Annotated in this window: 21 protein-coding genes, 4 tRNA genes and 1 pseudogene; 14 read left to right on the top strand and 12 right to left on the bottom strand. The window is 60.7% G+C overall.

What is annotated here, in order from left to right:
• Positions 1-129 precede the first annotated feature (129 nt).
• The 4 genes and pseudogenes from HX805_RS30385 to HX805_RS32715 all read left to right on the top strand — a co-directional run bounded on the left by HX805_RS30385 (position 130) and on the right by HX805_RS32715 (position 4602).
• A complete protein-coding gene (locus HX805_RS30385; protein ID WP_008431261.1) occupies positions 130-891 on the top strand; it encodes an SDR family oxidoreductase in 762 nt (253 codons plus the stop codon).
• A gap of 203 nt (positions 892-1094) precedes the next feature.
• Complete coding sequence (locus tag HX805_RS30380; RefSeq protein ID WP_177117587.1) at positions 1095-2519, top strand: PLP-dependent aminotransferase family protein; 1425 nt, start codon at positions 1095-1097, stop codon at positions 2517-2519.
• A 115-nt stretch (positions 2520-2634) separates the two neighbouring features.
• Positions 2635-3741 (top strand): annotated as a pseudogene (locus HX805_RS32720) (HAMP domain-containing protein); the annotation flags it as partial.
• On the top strand, positions 3721-4602 hold the full coding sequence (locus HX805_RS32715; protein WP_371315662.1) for a methyl-accepting chemotaxis protein: 882 nt from the start codon (positions 3721-3723) through the stop codon (positions 4600-4602). The pseudogene HX805_RS32720 and the gene HX805_RS32715, both read left to right, overlap by 21 nt.
• Before the next feature lie 36 nt (positions 4603-4638).
• Here the strand turns inward: HX805_RS32715 and HX805_RS30370 are convergent, their stop codons facing one another.
• Positions 4639-5451 (bottom strand): alpha/beta fold hydrolase, encoded by an 813-nt coding sequence (locus tag HX805_RS30370; RefSeq protein WP_177010083.1) that lies wholly within the window; start codon positions 5449-5451, stop codon positions 4639-4641.
• Positions 5452-5572: 121 nt separating this feature from the next.
• On the bottom strand, positions 5573-6331 hold the full coding sequence (locus tag HX805_RS30365; RefSeq protein WP_003217193.1) for a hypothetical protein: 759 nt from the start codon (positions 6329-6331) through the stop codon (positions 5573-5575).
• A 370-nt stretch (positions 6332-6701) separates the two neighbouring features.
• On the opposite strand from HX805_RS30365, the gene HX805_RS30360 reads away from it, so the two are divergent.
• From HX805_RS30360 to HX805_RS30345, 4 genes are all read left to right on the top strand, one after another.
• Positions 6702-6777 (top strand) — tRNA-Glu (locus HX805_RS30360).
• Positions 6778-6780: 3 nt separating this feature from the next.
• A tRNA-Gly gene (locus HX805_RS30355) sits at positions 6781-6856 on the top strand.
• 104 nt (positions 6857-6960) lie between these two features.
• A tRNA-Glu gene (locus HX805_RS30350) sits at positions 6961-7036 on the top strand.
• 3 nt (positions 7037-7039) lie between these two features.
• A tRNA-Gly gene (locus tag HX805_RS30345) sits at positions 7040-7115 on the top strand.
• Positions 7116-7214: 99 nt separating this feature from the next.
• Here the strand turns inward: HX805_RS30345 and HX805_RS30340 are convergent.
• From HX805_RS30340 to HX805_RS30310, 7 genes are all read right to left on the bottom strand, one after another.
• A complete protein-coding gene (locus HX805_RS30340) occupies positions 7215-7760 on the bottom strand; it encodes a hypothetical protein (RefSeq protein WP_177117586.1) in 546 nt (181 codons plus the stop codon).
• Positions 7757-8083 (bottom strand): hypothetical protein, encoded by a 327-nt coding sequence (locus HX805_RS30335; RefSeq protein WP_177081721.1) that lies wholly within the window; start codon positions 8081-8083, stop codon positions 7757-7759. Before HX805_RS30335 ends, HX805_RS30340 begins: the two co-directional genes overlap by 4 nt.
• Before the next feature lie 116 nt (positions 8084-8199).
• Positions 8200-9417: a phospholipase D-like domain-containing protein gene (locus HX805_RS30330; protein ID WP_177081722.1), complete on the bottom strand. Its 1218-nt coding sequence runs from the start codon at positions 9415-9417 to the stop codon at positions 8200-8202.
• 56 nt (positions 9418-9473) lie between these two features.
• Entirely contained in the window at positions 9474-10121 is a 648-nt protein-coding gene (locus tag HX805_RS30325) for a MotA/TolQ/ExbB proton channel family protein (protein ID WP_003217203.1), read from the bottom strand.
• Between the two features lie 17 nt (positions 10122-10138).
• Positions 10139-12421 (bottom strand): TonB-dependent receptor, encoded by a 2283-nt coding sequence (locus HX805_RS30320; protein WP_008431274.1) that lies wholly within the window; start codon positions 12419-12421, stop codon positions 10139-10141.
• A 24-nt stretch (positions 12422-12445) separates the two neighbouring features.
• Entirely contained in the window at positions 12446-13183 is a 738-nt protein-coding gene (locus HX805_RS30315; protein WP_003217207.1) for an energy transducer TonB, read from the bottom strand.
• Positions 13184-13185: 2 nt separating this feature from the next.
• Positions 13186-13593, bottom strand: coding sequence for a biopolymer transporter ExbD (locus HX805_RS30310; protein ID WP_003217209.1), 408 nt, complete (start codon positions 13591-13593; stop codon positions 13186-13188).
• Between the two features lie 293 nt (positions 13594-13886).
• Between HX805_RS30310 and HX805_RS30305 the strand changes: the two genes are divergently transcribed.
• Positions 13887-15455, top strand: coding sequence for an alkaline phosphatase (locus HX805_RS30305; protein WP_177117585.1), 1569 nt, complete (start codon positions 13887-13889; stop codon positions 15453-15455).
• Here the strand turns inward: HX805_RS30305 and HX805_RS30300 are convergent, their stop codons facing one another.
• Positions 15456-16082 (bottom strand): alanyl-tRNA editing protein, encoded by a 627-nt coding sequence (locus tag HX805_RS30300; protein WP_177117584.1) that lies wholly within the window; start codon positions 16080-16082, stop codon positions 15456-15458. It lies immediately after the preceding gene.
• Positions 16083-16173: 91 nt separating this feature from the next.
• Between HX805_RS30300 and HX805_RS30295 the strand changes: the two genes are divergently transcribed.
• Positions 16174-17106 carry a LysR family transcriptional regulator gene (locus HX805_RS30295; RefSeq protein WP_177117583.1) on the top strand — a complete coding sequence of 311 codons (933 nt, stop codon included), beginning with the start codon at positions 16174-16176 and terminating at the stop codon, positions 17104-17106.
• Between the two features lie 142 nt (positions 17107-17248).
• Here HX805_RS30295 and HX805_RS30290 read toward each other — a convergent pair whose 3' ends face one another.
• Together HX805_RS30290 and HX805_RS30285 are read right to left on the bottom strand one after the other, a co-directional pair.
• Positions 17249-17656 carry a PA2817 family protein gene (locus HX805_RS30290; RefSeq protein WP_003217220.1) on the bottom strand — a complete coding sequence of 136 codons (408 nt, stop codon included), beginning with the start codon at positions 17654-17656 and terminating at the stop codon, positions 17249-17251.
• A 231-nt stretch (positions 17657-17887) separates the two neighbouring features.
• Positions 17888-20335: an acyl-CoA dehydrogenase gene (locus tag HX805_RS30285; protein WP_008431294.1), complete on the bottom strand. Its 2448-nt coding sequence runs from the start codon at positions 20333-20335 to the stop codon at positions 17888-17890.
• Positions 20336-20527: 192 nt separating this feature from the next.
• On the opposite strand from HX805_RS30285, the gene HX805_RS30280 reads away from it, so the two are divergent.
• The 4 genes from HX805_RS30280 (at position 20528) to HX805_RS30265 (ending at position 23712) form a co-directional block, all read left to right on the top strand.
• The gene (locus HX805_RS30280; protein WP_003217224.1) at positions 20528-21187 is read left to right on the top strand and encodes a transglutaminase family protein; all 660 of its coding nucleotides are present in this window, start codon (positions 20528-20530) and stop codon (positions 21185-21187) included.
• Between the two features lie 57 nt (positions 21188-21244).
• A complete protein-coding gene (locus tag HX805_RS30275; protein ID WP_102369632.1) occupies positions 21245-21868 on the top strand; it encodes a glutathione S-transferase family protein in 624 nt (207 codons plus the stop codon).
• A gap of 135 nt (positions 21869-22003) precedes the next feature.
• The gene (locus HX805_RS30270; RefSeq protein ID WP_003217227.1) at positions 22004-22936 is read left to right on the top strand and encodes an ABC transporter ATP-binding protein; all 933 of its coding nucleotides are present in this window, start codon (positions 22004-22006) and stop codon (positions 22934-22936) included.
• Positions 22933-23712 (top strand): ABC transporter permease, encoded by a 780-nt coding sequence (locus HX805_RS30265; RefSeq protein ID WP_003217229.1) that lies wholly within the window; start codon positions 22933-22935, stop codon positions 23710-23712. The genes HX805_RS30270 and HX805_RS30265 overlap by 4 nt, the downstream gene beginning before the upstream one ends.
• Positions 23713-23897: the final 185 nt, after the last annotated feature.

Below are 23897 nucleotides of genomic sequence, written 5' to 3'. Positions count from 1 at the left end.
TAGTGATGCCGGTGCCGTTATCACTGCGGCTCATGGTTCGCCAACCGGGCTTTTGATAGTGCTGACGCGCCGATGGTGGCTCTGGCTAGACTGGGGTCATCGAGCATCCCCATCGAAGGAACATCCACCATGAGCATGACATTTTCCGGCCAGGTCGCCCTGGTGACCGGTGCGGCCGCCGGCATTGGCCGCGCCACTGCGCTGGCGTTCGCCGCTGAAGGCTTGAAAGTCGTAGTCGCCGACCTGGACGCGGCTGGCGGCGAGGGCACTGTGGCGCTGATTCATCAGGCCGGTGGCGAAGCGGTGTTTGTGCGCTGCAATGTCACCCTCGAAGCGGACGTGCAGCAGTTGATGCAGCAGACCGTGGCCACCTATGGCCGGTTGGACTATGCCTTCAACAACGCCGGGATCGAGATCGAGAAGGGCAAGCTGGCGGACGGCAGCCTGGATGAGTTCGACGCAATCATGGGCGTCAACGTCAAGGGCGTGTGGCTGTGCATGAAGTATCAACTGCCGTTGCTGCTGGCTCAGGGCGGCGGCGCCATCGTCAACACGGCTTCTGTGGCAGGACTTGGGGCGGCGCCAAAGATGAGTATCTATGCCGCGTCCAAGCACGCGGTGATCGGCCTGACCAAGTCGGCGGCGATCGAGTACGCGAAAAAGAAAATCCGCGTCAACGCGGTATGCCCGGCCGTGATCGACACCGATATGTTCCGCCGTGCCTATGAAGCCGACCCGCGCAAAGCCGAATTTGCCGCCGCCATGCACCCGGTCGGGCGTATCGGCAAGGTCGAGGAGATCGCCAGCGCAGTGCTTTATCTGTGCAGCGACGGTGCTGCCTTCACCACGGGCCAGGCATTGGCGGTGGACGGTGGCGCGACCGCGATTTAGGAAGTGAGGCGGATGCCATTCAGAAAAGCGTTGGAGGCGCTGTGGGTTTTTTCCGCAGGTGGCCAGATGCCTCACCTGAATGTGTTTCACTAGGTAAATAATTCAATTAAATCAATGATTTAATAAATCTTGATCGCGGCTGTCATTGGGCTTCTGTGCTTAACTGGTTTGGGTTAAATGACAACAGTTTAAGTGAGTGGCTCATGGATTTAGGGATCGATCGACAAGCCCTTGTACCGGTAGTGCAGCAAATCGTCAGTGCGCTGGCCGCCTGGATTCGCGAGAGCGGCGCCAGCCCCGGGACGCGGTTGCCCTCGGTGCGGCAACTGGCCCACGAGAACCTGCTCAGTCAGTCCAGCGTCATCGAGGCGTTCGAGCGGATGGTTGCCCAAGGTGTGCTGGCCTCAAGGCAAGGCGCCGGTTTCTGTGTGGCCCAGCCACTAGCCGAGCGTGGTCTTCGCGGTGAAAACCAATGGTATGAGGGCGCCGAGTCGGGGTGGGGCGCCTTCATCGACAATCAACTGGGCGAACTGAAACTGGGATGCGGCTGGCTGCCGGACACCTGGCGCGAGAGCGACGACATCAGTTACGCGATTCGTGAAGTCACCCGCACCGACACCGCGGCCGTCTTCAACTACAGCACGCCGCTGGGGCTGCCGGCCCTGCGTGAACAACTGCTCAAGCGCCTGGCGCACATCCAGGTGGCAACCCGGGTCGAGCATATCCTCACCACCCACGGCGCGAGCCACGCCCAGGACCTGCTGATCCGCACGCTGCTCAAGGCCGGCGACACCGTGGTGGTGGAAAGCCCGGGGTACGGCAACCTTTACCGCCAACTGGCCTTTCACGGTGTCAAGCTGCTGGAAGTGCCGCGCACCCGTGGCGGCCCGGACATGCCTGCCCTGGAAGCGCTGTTGCGCGGGCACCGGCCCAAGTGCCTGTTCATCAACAGCCTGTATCACAACCCCACCGGCACCAGCCTGTCCCTGGCGGTGGCCGAGCGCTTGCTGCAACTGGCCCATTCCCAGGACTTCTTCATCATTGAGGAAGACGTCTATGGCGACCTGCAACATGCCACGTGCACCCGGTTGTCGGCGTTGCCCCACGAGGACCGGGTGATCTATGTCTCGAGTTTTTCCAAGACCCTCAGCAGCGCCTTGCGGGTGGGGTACCTCACGGCCAGCGGGGCGATCATCGCGCAATTGGCCAGGGTCAAGACCTTGACCGGCATCGGCACCTCGCGGTTTGCCGAGGCGGTGGTGGCGACGTTGCTGGCCAATGGTACCTACCGCAAGTGGGTGCAACGCCTGCGCCGGCGGCTGAGCACGGAAATGGCCATGACCCTGCAGGTGCTGGAAGACGAAGAGTGGGAGGTGTTTGCGGTGCCGGCGGGGGGCATGTTCCTCTGGGCGCGCCCTGGTGTCGGCGACCGTTCCACCGTGCAGGCACGGGCTCGCCGGCTGGGGGTGTTGCTGACGCCGGGGACGCTTTTCAGCCCGACGGGCGAATCCAGCGACTGGCTGCGCATCAATGTGGCCTACGCTTCTGATCAGCGTGCACTGGCGTTGTTCAAGGCTATGGGGCCGGCAGGATCGACCTCTACCATTCTGAAAACGACGAGGATGTAGCTTTTTGCCATTATTGTGGCGCCAAACCCTTGTATTCAGTGCCCCGGGGTTGCGAATCTCGCTGCATCGAAACCTGGCTTGATGGCATTCGCCATTGCAAGAGGACTCAAGTGCAATGATTTCTGCCGTGCAACGACGTTTTGCCAACCTCGGTATGGCCAAGAAACTGGGCTTGGGCTTTGCCCTGGTACTGCTGTTGACGGCATTGGTGGCCGCAATTGGCGTATGGTCGCTGCAAACCGTTGGCCAGCGCTTCGAGGGCCTTAAAGCCATGTCGGCGCTCAACAGCGGCTTGCTCAAGGTGCGCTTGATCGAGCAGGACTACGCGTTGCATGCCGACCCCAAGTCGGTGGACGCCTTGCACGAAAGTGTCGACGCGTTGGCGGCCCAGGCGGTAATTCTCAAGGCCCAGTCGCCTGCCAATGTCCCGGTGATGAGCGACGTCGAGCAGGCGCTGGCGGCGTATCGCAAGGCGTTCGATGAGTTTGTCGAGCTGACCCAGACCAAGGACCTGGCGCTGGAAATGGCCAGTTGGTCGGTCTCCAGTGTCGCCAACAACCTTGATGTGTTGCAGGCCGGGCTGGCGGACGACGGCGCCTATGGCCTCAAGGAAAGCCAGGGCAAGGAAGGTGCCGAATTCATCGAGCAGGCGGGGCAGGTCAGCCAGGTCTCGCGCCTGATGCTGCAGGCCATGAACGAAGCGCACGTGCGCCTGGACCAGAGCCGCAAGGGCGATGACGAGAACGCCGAGCAGGGCAAGATCGAGCAGGCCGATCAGGCCCTGGCCCAGGTCGAACAGCTGAAAACCACCGTCAAGGATCCTGGCTACCAAACCGTGCTTAACGAAGTGTCCGGGCATATCGCGGCCTTCAGCGAAAAACTCGGCGAATACACCGGGCTGCTGGCCCAGGAAAAAGTCGTCTACAAGCAGTTGCACGAGCGCGCAGCCGAAGTGGTCACCCGGGTCAATCAGGCCTACGACGCAGAAGACCTGTCGATGCAGTCGCAGTTGAAGAAAAGCGCGTTGCTGATCATCGGTTCTTCGGCGTTGGCGTTATTGGTCGGGCTGATTGCCGCGTGGATCATTACCCGTTTGATCGTTGCACCGTTGCGCAGCGTGATTGCAGTGGCCCAGCAGATTGCCGCCGGTGATCTCAGTGGCCGTATGGAAGTCAGTCGCCGGGACGAGATGGGCCAGTTGATGCTCGCGATGCAACAGATGAGCAGCGGCCTGAGCAGCATGGTCAGCGGGTTGCAGGCGGGTATCGAGCAACTGGCCAGCTCGGCCCATTCGCTGTCCAGCGTCACCGAGCAGACCAATATCGAGGTCAGCAGCCAGAAGGAAGAAACCGAGCAGGTGGCCACGGCCATGAACCAGATGACCGCCACCGTGCACGATGTGGCGCGCAACGCCGAAGAAGCGGCCCAGGCGGCGCAGACGGCGGATGACAAGGTCGACAGCGGTCAGCAGGTGGTGCGCCAGAGCTTGCAGCGTATCGAGTTGCTGGCCAGCTCCGCGACCTCCGCCAGTACCAGCATCGAAAGCCTGAGCGCGGAGATCCAGACTATCGGCACCGTCCTTGAGGTGATCAAGAGCGTGGCCGAGCAAACCAACCTGCTGGCGCTGAATGCGGCCATCGAGGCGGCGCGGGCGGGCGAGCAGGGCCGCGGTTTTGCCGTGGTGGCCGACGAGGTGCGGGCGCTGGCCAAGCGCACCCAGCAATCGACCGAGGAAATCGAACGGTTGGTGAGTACCTTGCGCAGCGCTGCGCAGGCTTCGGTGCAGCAGATCAGGCAGAGCGGCGAACTGGTCAAGCTGGCGGTCAGTGATGCCCTGGAAACCGAAAGCGCCCTGGGCAGCATCGCGGCGGCGGTGTCGTTGATCCAGCAGATGAACCAGCAGATTGCCGCAGCGGCCGAAGAGCAAAGCTCGGTGGCCGAGGAAATCAACCGCAGCGTCACCAGCATCCGTGCGAGTGCCGATCAATCGGCGTTGAGCATGCAGGGCAATGCAGCGTCGAGCATCGAGCTGGCGCAGTTGGGTACGGAGCTTAAGGGGATGGTCGGGCACTTCCGCCTTTGATCACCGTAGGCCTGCGGTGATCAAAGGGCAGGGCGGTCAGGCGTTGTTGGCCAGGAAGGTCAGCAGCGCTTCGTTGACGAAATCGGGGTTTTCCCGGCTGGAGATATGCCCGGCGTGCGGAATCAACGTCAGCGCGCAGCCGATCAAGGCCGCCATTTCCTCTGATTCGGCCGGTGGGCGTGGCTTGTCCTGCTCGCCACACATCACCAGGGTGGTGTCGGTGTCGAGGCGCGCCAGTTGTGCCAACACATCCGCGCGGCTGAAGATAATCCGGCCCAGGGGCACGATGCTGTGCACCAGGCGTTCCTTGGGGAAGGCCTGCAGTGCGTTGCGGAAATCCTGGTACAAGGCCGACTCCCGGTCGATACCGGGACGGAAGAAGATCGGTGCCACCACATCCAGCAGCGGTTCCGGAATGGCGCCGGCATCTTCGATCATCTTGAACAGCGAAAAGTAGTATTGGCGAGTGGCTTCCGGCTCGGCGCCCAGGTGCGTGTCCATCAGCACCAGGCTGTTGACCCGCTCGGGAGCCAGCAGCGCCAGGCGTGCGCCCCACATGCCGCCGACCGACAAGCCCACGAGGTTGACCCGGGCAATGTCCAGGTGATCCAGCAGCGCCAGGTGCTGGCGTGCGAGGTCGTCCAGGGATGCAGTGTTTGCAGGCAGTGCGCCGGACTCGCCGTGGCCCCAAAGCTCGGGGACGATCACCCGGTACTGTTGCGACAGGGCTTCGATCTGCGGCGCCCACATCTGGCTGTCCCACAGGTAGCTGGAACCGAGGAGAACGGCCGGGCCGGTGCCCTGGTCGAGGTAGTGCAGCGGTTGTCCATCGATGAGCACGACAGGCATGGCGAAGCCCTTTTCGTTAACGGAGAGAGGGGCCTTTTTTACGCTATTCGAGGGGAAGGGGATAGGTGCAGAGTGATGGCATGTGGCGAGCGGGTTTGCCGCCCACCACAATGGCAGGGGATCAGTCGTAGATGGCTTTCTTCTTCCAGTCGGCGTCCGCATCCACCACTTTCAAGCCTTCGGTCAATTCGTTGACCTCGTCTTCAGCCGGTTCAAGGTTGGACAGCACCATGGAGTTGGCGCGCGCCAGCTGTTTCTCGAGCAATTGCAGCTGCTGGCTGTACACCACCGGCTCCGGTTGCTTGCGCAGGTACTGCACGCCGCGTTCGAACGCCAGGCGAGCCTGGCCCGGCTGGCCTTGTTGCAGCGCGTGCTGGCCCAGGTTGTTGAAGAACTCGATGTGCAGCAGCACCAGGATATGGCGGATTTCCTTGATCCAGTGCTTGGCTTCATTGGTCGGCAGGAAACCGTCCTGGGCCGCTCGGGTCACCTGGCCATGCAGTGCTTCGAGCAGGAAACGTACATCCTTGGCCTTGGCTTCGGTCTGGATCGGGCCTGGCGGGTTGTTCACCGGAATCGATTCGCCCTGGGCCACCAGCGCGTTGAGTTCAGTGATGCGTGCCTTGAGCGACGCATTGGACTTGTCGAGGTTCAGCAGGCGCTGATTGACGTTGAGCTCCAGGCGGGTCAGCAGCAACTTGAGTCGCGGCGTCATCAACTGGCCAGGGAAGGTCTCGGTGATTTCGCCGCAGCGGCGCAGCCGGTCATTGAGTTCGATCCGGGTCCGGTTCTTTTCCAGCTTATTGTTTTCCACCACGTGGTTCATGTAGCCAATGGCGATCAGTATTACGATCCCGGCTATTACCAGCAGGGTGATCATGAGTGGTGTCACCGGTGTGACCTCTTTATGGGGTTTGCATTGAAGTGTAGTGACTGGTGCAGTGACCGGATAGGACTGAGCGACCAGTTGCGTCAGTAGTTTCTTCTATATAGCGGGGCAGTCCCTGCGTAGATGCACATTGCCATCATTTGCTGTGGCGAACTATAGCGCCTTGTGGAACGCCAGAATATAGGCGCCAAAGCCTGGACGGCGAGAAACCCTTGCAACCCCCGTAAACCACGGCGAAGTCATTGATTTAAATAAATTTATCCTTGGGGGTTGACGACCTCCCAATCCATCCATAGAATGCGCGCCACTTACAGCGTAAAGCACACAGCGAAACGCGGTAGGGAGTGAATGTTGTACGTGTGTCCCCTTCGTCTAGTGGCCTAGGACACCGCCCTTTCACGGCGGTAACAGGGGTTCGAGTCCCCTAGGGGACGCCATATGCGGGAATAGCTCAGTTGGTAGAGCACGACCTTGCCAAGGTCGGGGTCGCGAGTTCGAGTCTCGTTTCCCGCTCCAAATTTAAGCAGTGTTGCCCTCGGGCGGCACTGAGTGAAACCAGGGCGTAATCTTCGGATTTAATCTCTGGGCACTGAAATACACACCATGTGTTTCAGTAGCGTGTCCCCTTCGTCTAGTGGCCTAGGACACCGCCCTTTCACGGCGGTAACAGGGGTTCGAGTCCCCTAGGGGACGCCATTTGCGGGAATAGCTCAGTTGGTAGAGCACGACCTTGCCAAGGTCGGGGTCGCGAGTTCGAGTCTCGTTTCCCGCTCCATATTTAACGAAAACGCCGATCAGCAATGATCGGCGTTTTTGTTTGTGGGTTTTTTGTGAGCCGCAGTGCAATGCCTCGGCCCACGTTGCGTTTGTACCGCTAGAAATTATCCATCGCATGGCACATCGACAGCCTTCCCGACGGCGTCGGTTCAATCGGACTCCATCGTTCGGCACCTTTCGGCAGCTCAGCAAGCTCGAATGAGCAACTCCCGGACATTGATGCTCGCACCATGTAGTCCATGCCGGGCTTGGGGATAAAGGTCATGGTGTTGAAACATTGCCGGCCATATTGCGGCAACCCAAGGTAATGAAAGGCAATGGGCGTGTTCGCCGGAATCACCTGTTCGGACGACACCGCACCGTCCCAGGTGTAAATCGGCCCCGGCATCCCCAGGCTTGCGCCATTGCGGTCGGCGAAGCCGGATTTGGCGGACACCATCACGCCTGCTCCGGGAACATTCCAGTCCAGACAATCGCGCCCGGGCACTGCGCGCACCATGCCGTCGCTGATAATGCGCAAGCGCGCCGTCTCGGCAGACGGTGGCGCTGTATAGGCGGTGTTGAGGGAGCGGACGTTATATATCTGGCCACAGCCGCTGAGGAGCAACAGGAACAGGGCGGGAATGACACGTAAAGTGCTCATGGCTGGCGGCAGTTCTGGCTGACCGACAGATGCGGCGCGGGCTCATGGCTGACCATCTGCAAGCCATCGGCGCCCTGGAAGATAAAATATGTGCTGCGACAATCCCTGAATGTCTGCGAGTAACCCTCAGCCCGGAATCCCTGCCCGTCGATCTTCCTGGTCACCGTATTGTCACGGCTGACCACGGCGAGTACCTGCTCATAGCTGTCGCCCATCTTCACCCCCGGCACCCCGGTGGAGGTCATGGAATTGGCACAACCTGGCAGCCCGATGGCCGCCCAAACCAGCGCCGTACCGTACAGTCCATTGCGTGTGGTGTTCATCCCTGCTCTCCATCCATGAGGTGTGCAGGGTTGGTCAGCGCAACGGCGGAAAAGTGCAACATTCATATCTGGCAATGTGACATTGCCCGCAAATCATGGGATTTGCAGGCAACGGCTCACGGCTTGCCCGGATGCGGCTCCGGGTACTCGCTTGTCGCGTCCAGTGCCTTGGCGTACGGCCCGTCCCACAGCTGTTCGTGTAAATCTCCCACGCGCTTGGCCATCGCTTCACTGCGCATCACCACTTCCAGGTTGCGCGAGTTATCGAAATAACCCCCCAGCCAGTTACTGGTGCCCACCCACGCCACTTGCCCGTCGATTTCCATGGTCTTGCTGTGGATCACCCGCGCATAAGGAATGAATCCTTGCCTGGCCTCGGGCAGCGTGACGATCTTGACCTCGACATTCGGCAGCACCGCCAGGCTTTTCAGGTACGGCAATTCCAGTACTTCGGTGTTCCAGTTGGATACCATCAACTTGATCGAGACCCCGCGCGCTGCCGCTGCACGCACTGCATTGTCGATCATCGCGTAGTAAGGCCGGGTTCTGTCAGGTCCATAGGACAGCGGCGCGTAGTCCAGCAGTTGTACGCGCACTTCCTTTTTCGCCTCGCCCAGCAGACGTGGCAGTTCCAGCTGCGAATCACCCACACCCGGCGGGTTGTAGCGCTGGGGGCTGGCTACCAGGTAGTTGCCGGTGCGTGCCGGTGTGGCGCCTGTGGCGGGCAGGGCAACAGGCTGGTTGTCGGCCAACGCAGCCTGGGCCTGCCAGTCCTGTTCAAAAATGGCCTGGGTCTGGGCGACGACATTTGCATCACTGATCAACAGCCCGGTTTCGTGGATATGCTCCAGCGAACGCCAGTCGAAGTTCTGGCTGCCGATAAACGCCTGCTTGCCATCCACTACCATGTACTTGGCGTGGATGATCCCGCCACTCAGCTTGCCATAGGGCAGGATGCGGAAGGTCAGGTTGGGAATGGCTTTCAGGCGCTCCAGGGTCGAGGCTTCCGACAGCCGCACGCCTTTTTCTTCCAGCAGGAAGCGAATTTTCACCCCGCGTTTGCCGGCGGCTTCCAGGTGTTCAATCACCTTGTCCATCACCGAGCCAGGATGGTCGGCCGCGTAGAACTGGCCGATGTCGATGCGGCTTTTCGCGCCGTCGAACAGCTGGATCCACACGGGGCCGGGCTGGCGCAGATCGGCGGTGCCAAGTTGGGTGTCCACTGGCACGGTGTGTACCAACTCAAATCCCGGAATTGAAAAGTCCGCCTGGGCAAGCGGACTGAGGAGCAGGCCTGCAAGGCCGGCGATACGTAATTTCAGCGATATGGACATAGGCGTCTCATCGGGCAAAAAAAGGGCGGGCGCATGATGCGCCCGCCCCGGGAAGGTCACGCAGTGCGGGTGTGCAGCGGGGTCGGTACCAGGTGCGGCACTTCACCCTGCACGCGGGCACCGGTTGCAGCGCGGATCAGCAGGATTTTCAGCTGGTCGTTGATACGCTCCAGGCTGTCCTGGAAGAAGTTGTGGAACACCACGCAGAACAGCGCGATGGCGATACCCAAACCCGTGGCGAACAGGGCCGTACCGATACCACCGGAAATCTGGCCCGGGTCGGACACACCGGCACTGGCCAGCGCCTTGAAGGTGTCGATGATGCCGAGGATGGTCCCCAGCAGGCCGAGCAGCGGCGCGGCGGTGGTGATGGTTTCGATGATCCACAGGCTGCGCGACAGCGGCGCGCGGGTCTTGAGGTACTGGGTTTCGATCTCGTCGTCCAGGTCCTTGCGCGAACCATGGGACGCCTTCTGCGCCAGGATCGGCAGCACCATGCTCAGCGGCAGGCTGTCACGGCGAGTCAGGTTTTCCGGCAGGTCGCGTTCGCTGTGCACATTGGCGCCCAGCACTTCGGTCAATGCACGGGCCTGGCGGCGCACGTAGGCGAAGTAGATGCCACGTTCGATGGTGATGAAGATTGCAATCGCCAGTGCGGCGTACATCACATAAAAGGTGATTTGGTGAAGCAGGTTCATGTCCATGATGCTGAGCCTCGCAGTTAGAAATTGGCTTCCAGGGAAACGGTGACGGTGCGGTCAAGCCCAACGATGTAGGCCGGGTCGCCATCGCGGAAACCGCTGTAGCTCGCCGAGTTGGTCTTGGTGGTGTACACGCCGTCCAGGTACTTCTTGTCGAACAGGTTGTCGACGTTCAGGCGCAGGGTTGCGTCCTTGACGACTTTCTTGTCCACCGGCAGGTAGATACCGGCGCCGAGGTTGAAGATGGTGCGGGCGGAGATGGCTTCGTCGTTGGTCAGGTCGCCATAGAGCTTGCTGGTGAACTTGCCGCCGAAGGTGCCGTAGAAGCGCCCGTCGTCATAGCCGATGTTGGCCGCCAGCATGTTGGTCGGCACGTTGGCGAACTGCTTGCCGCTGGTGGGCAGCACGATCGGCTTGCCGGCGCTGTAGACGGTCAGGTCGTCCTGCTGCTTGGAGCTGGTGTAGGTGTAGGAGGTGTAGTAGTTGAAGTTGTGCGGCAGCTTGCCGCTCCACTCCAGTTCCAGGCCTTTGTTGATGACGGTGCCGGCGTTGATGTCGGCGGAATCACCGTTGCTGTCCAGGGAGGTGAGCTGGCGATTCTTGAACTGCATGTAGAACAGGGTCGCGGCGAGGGTGCTGTCTTCGCCGGTGTAGCGCCAGCCCAGTTCCTGGTTCCAGCTGAGTTCCGGCTTGGAGTCGAGGGAGCCGACGCCTTTGTCGTACAGCACGTAGTTCTGTGGAATACGCATGTTGCGCGACAGGCTGTAGAACAACTGGTCACGCTCGTCGAGCTGGTATTTCAGGCCGGCGTTGGGCAGCAGTTTGTTGTAGGTCTGGCTGGCCTTGCCGGGTTGCTCGGTGAGGCTGCCGTGGTTGGTGCCGTCACGCTCGACGTTCATGTAGGCAATGCCCGCGATCAACGTCCAGTCCGAGTTGATGTACCAGGTGTCCTGGGTCCAGACCTTTTGCGCCGGCGTCACGGTGTAGCGGTCGCGACCCTGTACGGTGTTGCCGTTGGCGTCGACCACGGAGTTGCCGTCGGGCCAGGTATCGCTTGGCTTGCCGTTGTTCTTGAGGGCAATGAACGGTTGGGTCTGGCTTTGGCGGGCGCGTTCATACCAGTAGCCGAATTGCAGGCTGTGGTCGCCCAGGTCCCAGTTCAGCTTGGTGGTGATGCCCGGGCGCCAGGTCTGGGTGCGCGAAGGGCGGTAGTAGACGCCGGTGGTCGCGGAACCGTCGGCGTTGTATTGAGCCTGTGTCGGCAGGTTGCCGAGGTCGAAAACGCCGCCCTTGTTCGAGCCACTGTTCAGCGCATAGGCCGAGGAGCCCACGCCGCTGCCGTTGCCGTAGTAGTAATACGGGATCACCGAGAGGGACAGGTTGTCGCTCAGCTTGTACTGGGTGTTGAGCACGGCGGTAAAGGTTTGGAACGGGTTCTGCGCCAGGTCGTAGTAGCTGCTGACCTTGCCGTTGGCGCCCACCGCCGGTGTCGCCGGGTACGGGTCGTACTTGCGGCCGTACTGCTGGAACTGTGCCTTGGTCAACTGGCTGTAACTGTTGTTGTCCTGCTCGTGGTACTTGAGGATCAGGTTGGCGGTGTTGCCGTTGCCGGCGTCGAAGAAGCTGTTCCACTCCACCTTGTCCGCACGTACGGCACCCGAGCCGCGCCACATCTGGCCTTCGGTGTGGGAGGCCGACAGCCAGTTGCTCAGGCCGTTGACTTCACCGGTATTGAGGCGGGCGAAGGTCTTGCGGGTGGCGTTGCTGCCGACCACTTGCTTGACGAAGGCGCCGGTTTCCTTGGTGGGGCGAATGGTCACGATGCCGATGTTGCCGCCGCTGGAACCGATGTGCGGGCCGTCGGCTTCCGACGAGCCCTGGGTGACGAAAATCTGGTCGATGTTTTCCGGGTCGCCCAACAGGTTGGAGTACAACGCGTAGTTGCCGGAGTCGTTGATCGGCATGCCGTCCACCGACATACCGACCTGGTCGGAGTTCATGCCGCGCATGGTGAAGCGGAAGCCCGAGAGGCCGGTGTTGTCTTCACTGGAGATGTTCAGGCCCGGGGTGTACTTGAGCTTGTCGATGGCGTTGCCAGTGGCCGTCTGTTTGTCCAATGCTTCCTTGGTGATGGTCGAGCGGCCCTTGGCGCTCTCTTCCTGGACCATGTAACCGCCCCCAGCGGTTGCCTTGCCCTGTACCCCAATAGTCCCGACGTCACTGTCGCTGGTATCTGCCATGACCACTCCATGGGTCATGCTCGTCGCGGCAACGAGTGCCAGATGAATCCGGGTGAACTTCATCACTGTCGTCCTGGTGGTGTGTGCTTATTGCACGCTGTAGTTGAAGGTGGCGGTGAAGCGCTGCTCGTTACGTCCACCGAAGGCTTGTTCGGGGAACGGTTTCACCTGCTTGATACGGCGCAGGCTGTTGGTGGCGGCCCGGTTGAGCAGCATGCTCGGCGCCGGGGTCTGGATCCCGGAGTCGAGGACGCGGCCTTGGCGGTCCACCATTAACCAGACCACCACCTCGCCACTCGGGCGTTCAAGGGACGCCTGGCGCCCGGTGGGGTATTGCTTGTAGGTGTCCAACTCGTTGCGCAAGCCCTTGAGGTAGCCGCCTTCCAGTGCCTGGCCGTCGACTTTCGGCGGCGCCGGTGGCGCAGCGGGTGCTGGCGTGGGAGCGGGAGCGGCTTGCACCGGCTTGGCGGCCACCGGAGCTGGCGCAGGCACAGGCGTTGGCTTGGCGACCACGGGCTTGGGCACCGGTTTTGGCTTGGGCTCAGGCTTTGGCAGTGGTTTGGGGATCGGCTTGGGTGGCGGAGGCGGAGGGGCAGGTTCGGCCTCCTCGTCTTCGATCACCGGCGGCGGTGGCGGCGGTTCTTCCACCACGGGCTCGGGGACCACTTCCGGCTCCGGCTCGACCAGCGCGAGTTCAACCGCCGACTCGTCGTACTGCGGCTGGATCTTCAGGGGTTGGGACTGGATACCCAGTGCAATCAGCACCAGGGCGATCAGGGCCGGGACACTGCCCAGCAGCCGACGCGCACGAAACAAGGCATACATGATCAGGACTTTTTCGTGGCGATGGAGACAGAGGTAAAGCCACCCAGGCGCAGGGTGTCCATCACCTCGACCAGGCGCGACACTTCCACGCCTTTGTCGCTGTTGACGATGATCGTCGACTTGGTGTCTGGCTTCTCGCCGGCCTTGAGTGCAGGCACCAGCGCGTCGACGGTCAGGTCCTTGCCATCGAGCTGCAGCTGACCTTCCAGGCCCAGGGTCAGGATGAATTTATTTTGCGGCTTGAGCTGCTGTGAACTGCTGGCGCTCGGCAGCTGAGTCTTCATGCCCAGGGCCGGAATCACGTTCAAACTCACCAGTACAAAAAACACCAACAGGAACATCATCACGTCGATCATCGGGATCAGTTCGATGTGTGCCTTGCGTTTTTTGGGTTCATCCCAAGTTCTCATTCCGCTACCCCGCAGTTGATTAGGGGCGACACGCTAGCAACCAAAAATGACCGAATGGTTAACTTTAATTTAAGCTTTTAAGGCTCTAGGACGCGTCTTACAGACGACTCGTGGGTCTATTTATCTACGTAATGAAACTGACACGACGCGGGTACATTCTTGGAGAATTTATTTCGCGAGTCCCCCTGCATGAGCATTGCACTGCCGCATTTATCCACCCTGCTGCCAGTGGTAAGAACGCTACACAAGCATTTGTTTTGGTCGGTGCGGGATGCTTGGAAGGAGCGCAGTTGATGAGTGTGAATCACGATCGCCGTCGCGTACTGGGCGGGCTTGCAGTTGCCACGGCGTTTTCGATCCTCAGCCCGTTTGCCCGTAGTGCAGGCATCGACTATCCCTTCACCCTCGGTGTGGCGTCAGGCGATCCATTGCCCGATGGTTTCGTGATCTGGACGCGCCTCGCGCCGCTGTTCAATGCCGCCGACGGTCGGGGTGGCCTGAACCGAGCGGTGCCGGTGCGCTGGAAGGTGGCCCGCGATGCAGCGATGACGCACGTTGTGCGCCAGGGCGAGGTGATGGCCAGCGAGCGTTTCGCCCATTCGGTGCATGTGGAAGTGAGCGGGTTGGAGGCGGGTCGACCTTACTGGTACCAGTTCGAGGGCCTCGGTGCGCAAAGCCCGGTGGGCCAGTCGCGCACAGCGCCGGCGGTGCATGCCATGGCATCGGCGCAGTTGGGTTTTGTCTCCTGCTCCCATTGGGAGCGAGGCTACTTCAGCGCCTATCGGCATTTGTCCGCCGAGCAGCCTGACCTGGTGTTTTTCCTCGGGGATTACATCTATGACAGTTCCTACGCGGCTGATTCCGGCAAGATCATCCGCCCCCACGGCAGCGGCAATGCGTTGAATCTGGTGGATTACCGCAACCGCTACGCCCTGTACAAGACCGATCCGGATTTGCAGGCACTGCATGCTGCGGCGCCCAGTGTGGTCACCTGGGACGATCACGAAGTGCAAAACGACTATGCCAGCCAGTGGTCCCAGGACCCGAACATCCCGGTGACGAGTTTTCTCAAGCAGCGGGCGGCGGCCTACCAGGCCTTCTACGAGCACATGCCGCTGCGGGCCAGCAGCCTGCCGCGCGGGCCGGACATGCGCCTCTATCGGCGTTTGGACTACGGCCGGCTGGCGCGTTTCCATGTGCTGGATGGGCGTCAGTACCGCTCCGAGCAGCCATGCATCCTGGCCAATGGCAGCCACAAGGGACATGTGGCCGCGAACACCTGTGCTGACCTGCGCGATCCCCGTCGCACCATGCTCGGCTGGGAGCAGGAGGCTTGGCTGGATCAGGGTTTTGCCGAGTCCCGGGCACAATGGAACGTGATCGCCCAGGACCTGTTGGTCGCGCCGCTCACGCAACGTGACCTGACCAACCACAAGCCCGGCCGCTGGACCGATGGCTGGGATGGTTACATGGCCAACCGTGAGCGGATGCTTGCGTCGATGGTGCGCAGAAAGGTGAATAACCCGGTGTTCTGGGGCGGCGATATTCACTCGTTCTGGACGACGGACCTGCACGCTGACGCAGGGAATCCGGATTCGCCCGTGGTCGCGACCGAGTTTGTCGGCACGTCGGTGACGTCTGACGGGCCACCATTTGATGCGTTCAGTGCGATCCTGCCCCTCAATCCCCATGTGAAGTTTTTCGACAGCCGCCAGCGCGGCTATGTGTCGGTGGCGCTTGAGGAGAGGAATATGCTGACGAACTTCCGGGTGATTTCCGATCCCCGGGATCCGAACGCCAGCGTCTCGACCCTCAAGTCGTTTGTGGTGGAACCGGGCAGGGCGGGGGCGATTGCGGTTTAGTCAGTTCAGGGTATAGCGCACCGACAATGCACCCTTTTTCTCGGAGAGGGCCAGGATCGTCACCTGACCCACGTCCCCCAATGCCTGCACATGCGTGCCGCCGCAGGCATAGGCCGGCAGGTCGCCAAAACCCACTTGCCGCGTACCGTCATCCAGGGCCATATGGCGCGGCAGGTTGGCGGCGATCCATTGGTCGACTTGCCGCTGGATCGCTTCGGCGTCCATGGCCTGGGCCGAGGTGCCGCGAATAAAGGTGATCTTGCCTTCGCCCGGCCAGTGATGAGCCTTGATCGGCATCCAGCCCAGGGTTTCACCGGCATTGCCGATCAGATGCCCGGCCGAGTGCAGGCGCGTGTGCAAGGTGCGGCGGTCTTCATCGACGCGTGCCTGTATCACCCCGGGAGACACGGGGCGGTCTACGTAATGCACGACATGATCGCCTTCCTGCACCACCTTCAACACCTGGCTTGCCCCGAGCCAGCCGGTGTCGCAGGGCTGGCCGCCACCTTGTGGATGGAAGATTGTGGACTGCAGGATTACCGCAAACTGGTTATCAAAAGGTGTGCATCCCAGCACTTCAAGTTCGGCATTCAGGTGGTCATGGGTAAAAAACAGGCGCTGGGTCATCATTTATATCCGCATCAGGGTTTCTAACCGGCAGTATAAGAAGTGCGCCAATGGGTGATAATCCGTTCAAATCTCAATGGACTTGTGCGTCATGAGCATCAATCTTCCCTTGCCGCTGCTGGGCGAAATGGCGATTTTCGTCAAGGTGGTGGAAACCGGCAGCTTCTCCGAGGCCGCGCGCCAACTGGGAGCATCACCGTCCTCCGTGAGCCGCAGCATCTCACGCCTGGAAAAGGCCCTGGCGACTCGCCTGCTGCAACGCACCACGCGCAAGTTGCGCCTCAGCGAAGGCGGCGAAGAGGTGTTCAAGCGCTGCCAGGAAATGGTCAGTGCTGCGCGGTCGGTGATGGAAATCAGCGGCCAATACACCCATGAAGCCGAAGGGCTGGTGCGGGTCAGCGTGCCCAAGGCGGTGGGGCGTTTTGTGGTGCATCCGCATATGCCGGAGTTTTTGCGGCGTTATCCCAAGGTCGACGTGCAGTTGATCCTGGAGGACCGGCATGTGGACCTGATTGACGACAATGTCGACCTGAGCATCCGCATCACCGACAGCCCGCCGCCGGGGTTGGTGGGGCGCCAGTTGCTGCCGATCGAGCATTTGATCTGCGCCACGCCGCGGTACCTGGCGGAGCATGGTACGCCGCAGCATCCCCATGATTTGCTGGAGCACAGTTGCATCTACCTGGGTGAGACGCCGGGGGATGCGCGCTGGAAGTTTCGCCAGGGCAGCAAGGCGGTGACGGTGGGCGTGCGCGGGCGGTATGCGGCGAATCACACAGGCGTGCGGCTGGATGCGGTATTGCAACATGTGGGGATTGGCAGCTTGCCGTATTTCACGGCGCGGCATGCGCTGGAGGCGGGGGAGGTGGTGCAGGTGTTGCCGGGGTGGGATTTCATTGCGTCGTACCACGGGGATGCGTGGCTACTGCATTCGCCGACGCGGTACCTGCCGCCGAAGTTGCGGGTGTTTATTGATTATCTGGTGGAGTGCATGGAGAGAGAGCCGACGCTGAATAAGCGGTAGGAATACAGTTTAAATGTGGGAGCGGGCTTGCTCGCGAATGCGGTGGTTCAGTCACCTAAAATATTGACTGAACCACCGCATTCGCGAGCAAGTCGAACCGTCGCACCGCCGCTCCCACATTTGATCTGCGTTAGCCCTGAGATCAGTGCTTGGGCTGGTCATTGGACATGGCCAACAACTGCTTTTCCTGGTTCCAGTCGAACGGTTCGTCGTTCTGTTCAGCTTCGAAGCGACGTTCTTCCAGGGCCTGGTACAGGTCCAGCTCGTCGTCGGGCATGAAGTGCAGGCAGTCGCCACCGAAGAACCACAGCAGGTCGCGCGGTACCAGGTGAGCAATTTGCGGGTAGCGCAGGATGACCTGGCTCATCATGTCCTGGCCCAGGTACTGGCTTTCGATCGGGTCGATGGGCAGCAAGGCGCGCAGTTCATCGAAGCGCTCCAGGAACAGGAGGTGGCTTTCCTCGGGAACCTGTTCGGCTTCGCCGACGGCAACCAGGATGCTGCGCAGGTGGTCGAGCAAGACGAGATGATCGGCAACGACGTTGGACACGAGATAAGTCCTCAAGAGCAAAACGGGCGCGAGAGTATATAGCTCGGTGCCTTGCCTCACAAATACGATTCCTTTTGACGAGTGGCTGTTGTTGTCAGGCAAGGCGCCGCGACGAGTCATAGCTTGCTATGGCGAGGAGCGGCAACGCAGCATGACGACAACAGACGCCGTCAAAAGGGATCAGTATTTGTGAGGCAGGGCACTCTACCCGTTTTTATATGACCGCTGGGATCAGCGGACTTTTCCCTCAGCCTGGCTCAGCTCTTCCTTGCTGAAATCATCCACGTCGATCACCTTGCGTCGCGCTGCTTCGGCGTCACGCAGGGTTTGCGCCTCGGCCGGTTGCAGCACGCCGGCATGCAGCGCGGCATCGATGGCGTGTTCGCCCGCGGTCGGTTTGACCTGGCCGCTCTTGAGGCCTTCGTGGAGTTTTTTCTGCAACGGATGGCTGTCGGCCAACAGGTCGTAGGCGTGTTGCAGGGCGCCCACCGGATCTTCTGCGGACTGTGGGCGATAGCAGCCCGCCAGCACCGCTTCCAGGGTCGGGTCACCCTTGGCGCGACCAAGCACTGCGGCCACCTCGGCATCCAGCGCATCGGACGGGCCTTTATGACGGCGGCCGAACGGGAACACGATCACCCGCAACAGACAACCCAACACCTTGCTCGGGAAGTTGGTCAGCAGTTCATCCAGTGCACGCTCGGAGTGGCCAAGGCTCTCTTCCATGGCCCAGGCGAACAGCGGTTCCAGGTGGTCTGGCGAATCCAGGTCGTGATAACGCTTGAGTGCAGCCGATGCCAGGTACATGTGACTCAGCACATCACCAAGACGTGCCGACAGGCGTTCGCGTCGTTTCAACTCGCCGCCCAGCAGCATCATGCTCAGGTCCGCCAGCATCGCAAACGCCGCGGCCTGACGGTTGAGTGCGCGGAAATAGCCCTGGCTCAGGCTGTTGCCCGGAGCCTTTTCGAAGTGACCGAAACCGAGGTTCAACACCAGGGTGCTGGCGGCGTTGCCTACGGCAAAGCCGATGTGCTGCAGCAGCAGGCCGTCGAATTCCTTCAGCGCCTGGTCATGGTCTTCGCGACCGGCCAGGGCCATTTCCTTGAGCACGAACGGATGGCAACGAATCGCACCCTGGCCGAAGATCATCAGGTTGCGCGAGAGGATATTCGCGCCTTCCACGGTGATGAAGATCGGCGCGCCCTGCCAGCTGCGACCCAGGTAGTTGTTGGGGCCCATGATGATGCCCTTGCCGCCGTGTACGTCCATCGCGTGGCTGATGCATTCGCGGCCGCGTTCGGTCAGGTGGTACTTGAGGATCGCCGACAGTACCGAGGGTTTCTCCCCGAGGTCGACCGCGTTGGCGGTGAGCATCCGCGCGCTGTCCATCAGCCACGCGTTGCCGCCGATGCGGGCCAGGGCTTCCTGGATGCCTTCAAAGGCCGCCAGCGGTACGTTGAACTGCTCACGCACCTGGGCGTACTGGCCGGTCACCAGGCTGGTGAACTTGGCCGCGCCCGTTCCGACGGCAGGCAGGGAAATCGAACGGCCTACCGACAGGCAGTTCATCAGCATCATCCAGCCCTTGCCGAGCATTTCCTGGCCACCGATCAGGAATTCCAGCGGAATGAAAACATCCTTGCCGGAGTTGGGGCCGTTCATGAACGCGGCGCCCAGTGGCAGGTGGCGGCGGCCAATTTCAACGCCCGGGGTGTCGGTGGGGATCAGCGCGAGGCTGATACCGAGGTCTTCTTTGTCGCCCAGCAGATGATCCGGGTCATGGGCCTTGAAGGCCAGGCCGAGCAAGGTCGCTACCGGGCCGAGGGTGATGTAGCGTTTTTCCCAGTTCAGGCGCAGGCCGAGGGTTTCCTTGCCTTCCCATTCGCCTTTGCAGATCACCCCGGTGTCGGGCATGGAGCCGGCATCGGAACCGGCCAGTGGGCCGGTCAGGGCAAAGCACGGGATATCGTCGCCACGGGCCAGGCGTGGCAGGTAATGGTTGCGTTGTTCATCGGTGCCGTAGTGCAGCAGCAATTCGGCCGGGCCCAGGGAGTTGGGGACCATGACCGTGGAGGCGAGGTCGCCGCTGCGGGTTGCCAGCTTCATCGCGACCTGGGAGTGGGCGTAGGCGGAGAAGCCTTTGCCGCCGAACTCCTTGGGGATGATCAGGGCAAAAAAGCCGTGCTGCTTGATGTGTTCCCAGGCAGCGGGTGGCAAGTCCATGGCCTGGCCGATTTCCCAGTCGGTGACCATGGCGCACAGTTCTTCGGTAGGGCCGTCGATGAAGGCTTGTTCTTCTTCAGTCAGTTGCGCCTTGGGATAGGCCAGCAGCTTGTCCCAGTCGGGGCGGCCGCTGAACAGCTCGCCGTCCCACCATACGGTGCCGGCGTCGATGGCATCGCGCTCGGTCTCGGACATCGGCGGCAGGACTTTCTGGAACCAGTTGAACAGCGGCGCGGTGAAGTACTTGCGGCGCAGGTCCGGTAGCAGCAGCGGGGCGGCTACCACGGCGATCAGTACCCAGAAGATCAGCAGCAACCAGCCTGGTGCGTGGCTGAAGGCGCCCATCGCCAACAGGTAGACGGCGACCACGCCGATGGCGGGCAGGGGCGCGATGCGCCGGTGCGCCAGGTAGGCAATGCCCACCACCAGAACCAGTATCCACAACAACAGCATATTCAATCCTCCGTGAAACCAGGTGCGAAATCACCTCAGAGCTTAGTCGGCATCCGAACAAGCGGGGTGACGAGGGTGTTACGTGGTGTGCCGGCAATGATCAGCACCAGGCGCCGACATTTGGCCGAATCGTCGTTATCGCAGAGAGCAGGCCTGTGGTTAGACTCAAGGCTTGCCTCGGAGATCAACCTCATGAATGCGTACTTGAATCCCGGCCGCTTCATCGATAGTGACCACCCTGCGGTGGTGGAGTTCGCCGAAAAACATCGCGGTTCGAGTGCCGCACTTCGTGACCAGGCAGTCAGTCTTTACTACGCTGTGCGCGAGGCGGTGCGCTATAACCCCTATACCTTCAGTCGCGACCCGCAAACCCTCAGCGCGAGCTTCGCGCTGGCGGCCGGCGAGAGTTATTGCGTGCCCAAGGCAACATTGCTGGCGGCGTGCGCAAGGCACTGCGGGATCCCGGCGCGCATCGGCCTGGCCGACGTGCGTAACCACCTCTCGACGCCCCGTTTGATCGAGCTGCTCAGAAGTGACGTATTTGCCATGCATGGCTATACCGAGTTGTATCTGGACGGCCGTTGGGTCAAGGCCACGCCGGCGTTCAACCAGCAACTGTGCGAACTGTTCGATGTGCCGCCGCTGGATTTCGATGGCGTTCATGACAGTGTTTTCCACGCCTTCAACCGCAAGGGCCAGCGCTCCATGGAGTACGTGGTGGACCATGGGCAATTTGCCGAGGTGCCCGAGGAATTCTTCTTCGCCCACATCCAGAAATGTTACCCGCACCTGTTTGGCGAGCAGATGCCGATCCTGCTGGGGGACATGCAGAGTGATTTAAGCCGAACGTGATCCGGCGTATGCTGCCCCGGCATTCATCCAACCATCTTTTTCAAAATCGGGGCGGTCATGCTGAAAATCTGGGGTCGTAAAAATTCGTCAAATGTCAGGAAAGCACTGTGGTGCGCCGAGGAGCTCGGCCTGGACTATGAGGCAATTGATGCGGGCGGGGCTTTTGGTGTGGTCGACACGCCGCAATACCGCGCGCGGAACCCCAATGGCCGGGTGCCGATGATTGAAGACGGCGACTTTGTGCTGTGGGAATCCAACACCATCGTGCGCTACCTGGCCGCCAAACATGCGCCGGATTCGAACTGGTACCCCAGCGAGCTGCAAGCCCGGGCCAACGCTGAAAAGTGGATGGACTGGACCACCTCGACCCTGGCCGAACCGTTCAAGACCGTGTTCTGGGGCGTGCTGCGAACCCCGGCTGAAAAACAGAACTGGGACACCATCAACGCCGGTCGCCAGGCCTGCATCGACGTTTTGCAGACGGTGGATCAGGCCTTGGCCACGCAACCTTACCTGTCCGGCAGCGAGATCGGCATGGGCGATATTCCCTTGGGCAGCTTCATTTATGCCTGGTTCGAAATGCCCATCGAACGCCCGTCGATGCCTAACCTGGAAGCCTGGTACCAGCGGCTGCGCCAGCGCCCGGCCTATCAGAAATCGGTCATGACCGCGTTGACCTGATACCGACTATTAATACGGGTTACTGTACTTGTGCGGCGCGGACAAGCACCATGCTTGTCACGCGCAGCCGTTGTATTCCGTGCGGTCTGCCCTCATGTAACAATTCTATTCCTCTTCTTTGGTGCGTAATCCGATATGAGTTCCGCTCTGTCCATCCGGCAGCTAACCAAAACCTACGGCAACGGTTTCCAGGCCCTGAGTGGTATCGATCTGGACGTCGCCGAAGGTGATTTCTTCGCCTTGCTCGGCCCCAATGGCGCCGGCAAATCCACCACCATCGGGATTCTCTCGACCCTGGTCAACAAGACCACCGGTACGGTGAACATCTTTGGCAACGACCTGGACAAATCCCCGGCGGCGCTCAAGCGCAGCATCGGCGTGGTGCCCCAGGAGTTCAACTTCAACCAGTTTGAAAAGACCTTCGACATCGTCGTGACCCAGGCCGGTTACTACGGCATCCCGCCGAAGATCGCCAAGGAACGCGCCGAGCAATACCTCACGCAACTGGGCTTGTGGGACAAGCGCGACGTGCCTTCGCGTTCCCTGTCCGGGGGCATGAAGCGCCGCTTGATGATCGCTCGCGCCCTGGTTCACGAACCGCGCCTGCTGATCCTCGACGAGCCGACGGCGGGCGTGGACATTGAGCTGCGTCGTTCGATGTGGACGTTTCTCACCGAGCTGAACCAGAAAGGCATCACCATCATCCTCACCACGCACTACCTGGAAGAGGCTGAGCAGCTGTGCCGCAACATCGGCATCATCGACCACGGCACCATTGTCGAAAACACCAGCATGCGTAATTTGCTGAGCCAGTTGCACGTCGAGACCTTCCTGCTCGACCTGAAAAACGACATGACGGTTGCGCCCCAGTTGATCGGCTACCCGAATCGCCTGGTGGACAGCCACACCCTGGAAGTCCAGGTGGACAAAGCCGTGGGCATCACCGCGCTGTTTGGCCAATTGGCTACCCAGAACATCGAGGTGCTGAGCCTGCGTAACAAAACCAATCGCCTTGAGGAGTTGTTTGTGTCCCTGGTGGAGAAAAATCTGGCGAAGGTGGCGGTATGAGTTCGGAACTGCAACCCAACCTTGTCGCGCTGCAGACTATCGTTTATCGCGAAGTGAAGCGCTTTACCCGGATCTGGCCGCAGACCTTGCTGCCGCCGGCGATCACCATGGTTTTGTACTTCGTGATCTTCGGTAACCTGATTGGTCGGCAGATTGGTGATATGGGTGGATTCACCTATATGGAGTACATCGTGCCAGGGTTGATCATGATGTCGGTGATTACCAACTCCTACGGCAACGTGGTGTCGAGCTTTTTTGGCAGCAAGTTCCAGCGGTCCATCGAGGAATTGATGGTGTCGCCGGTGTCGCCTCATACGATTTTGATCGGCTACACCCTGGGCGGTGTGCTGCGCGGGTTGATGGTTGGGGTGATTGTGACGTTGCTGTCGCTGTTCTTTACCCATTTGCAGGTGCATCACCTCGGGATCACCCTGTTGGTGGTGGTGCTGACGGCGACTATCTTTTCGTTGCTGGGGTTCATCAATGCGGTGTTTGCGCGCAACTTTGATGATATTTCGATTATTCCGACGTTTGTTCTTACGCCGCTGACGTATCTGGGTGGGGTGTTTTATTCGATCACCTTGCTGCCGCCGTTCTGGCAGACGGTGTCGTTGGCTAACCCGGTGTTGCATATGGTTAACGCGTTTCGCTATGGGATCCTGGGCGTTTCGGATATCAAGATCAGTGTGGCGATCACCTTTATGCTGGTGGCGACTGTGGTGCTGTATGTGGGGTGTGCGCGGTTGCTGGTGAGTGGGCGTGGGATGCGCACCTAAGCGTTGAGATGTGATGAGAAACGGCCTCCAGATGAGGCCGTTTTTTTTGGCGATTGGTTTGAGTACATATCCGTTTTTTCGGTAACGGCCACCTATGGTTCCGCTCTTACAGCGGCTCACTTTGGAAAAGCCCCAAAGTAAGCAAAGGGCTCTGCCCCGCCTGTCGGCGCCTCGCTGTGGCTCGG

Source organism: Pseudomonas sp. G5001, assembly GCF_013385475.1.
Taxonomy (GTDB): domain Bacteria; phylum Pseudomonadota; class Gammaproteobacteria; order Pseudomonadales; family Pseudomonadaceae; genus Aquipseudomonas.
The sequence above is the reverse complement of the archived record's forward strand: the minus strand, read 5'-3'. Positions and strand labels throughout refer to the sequence as shown.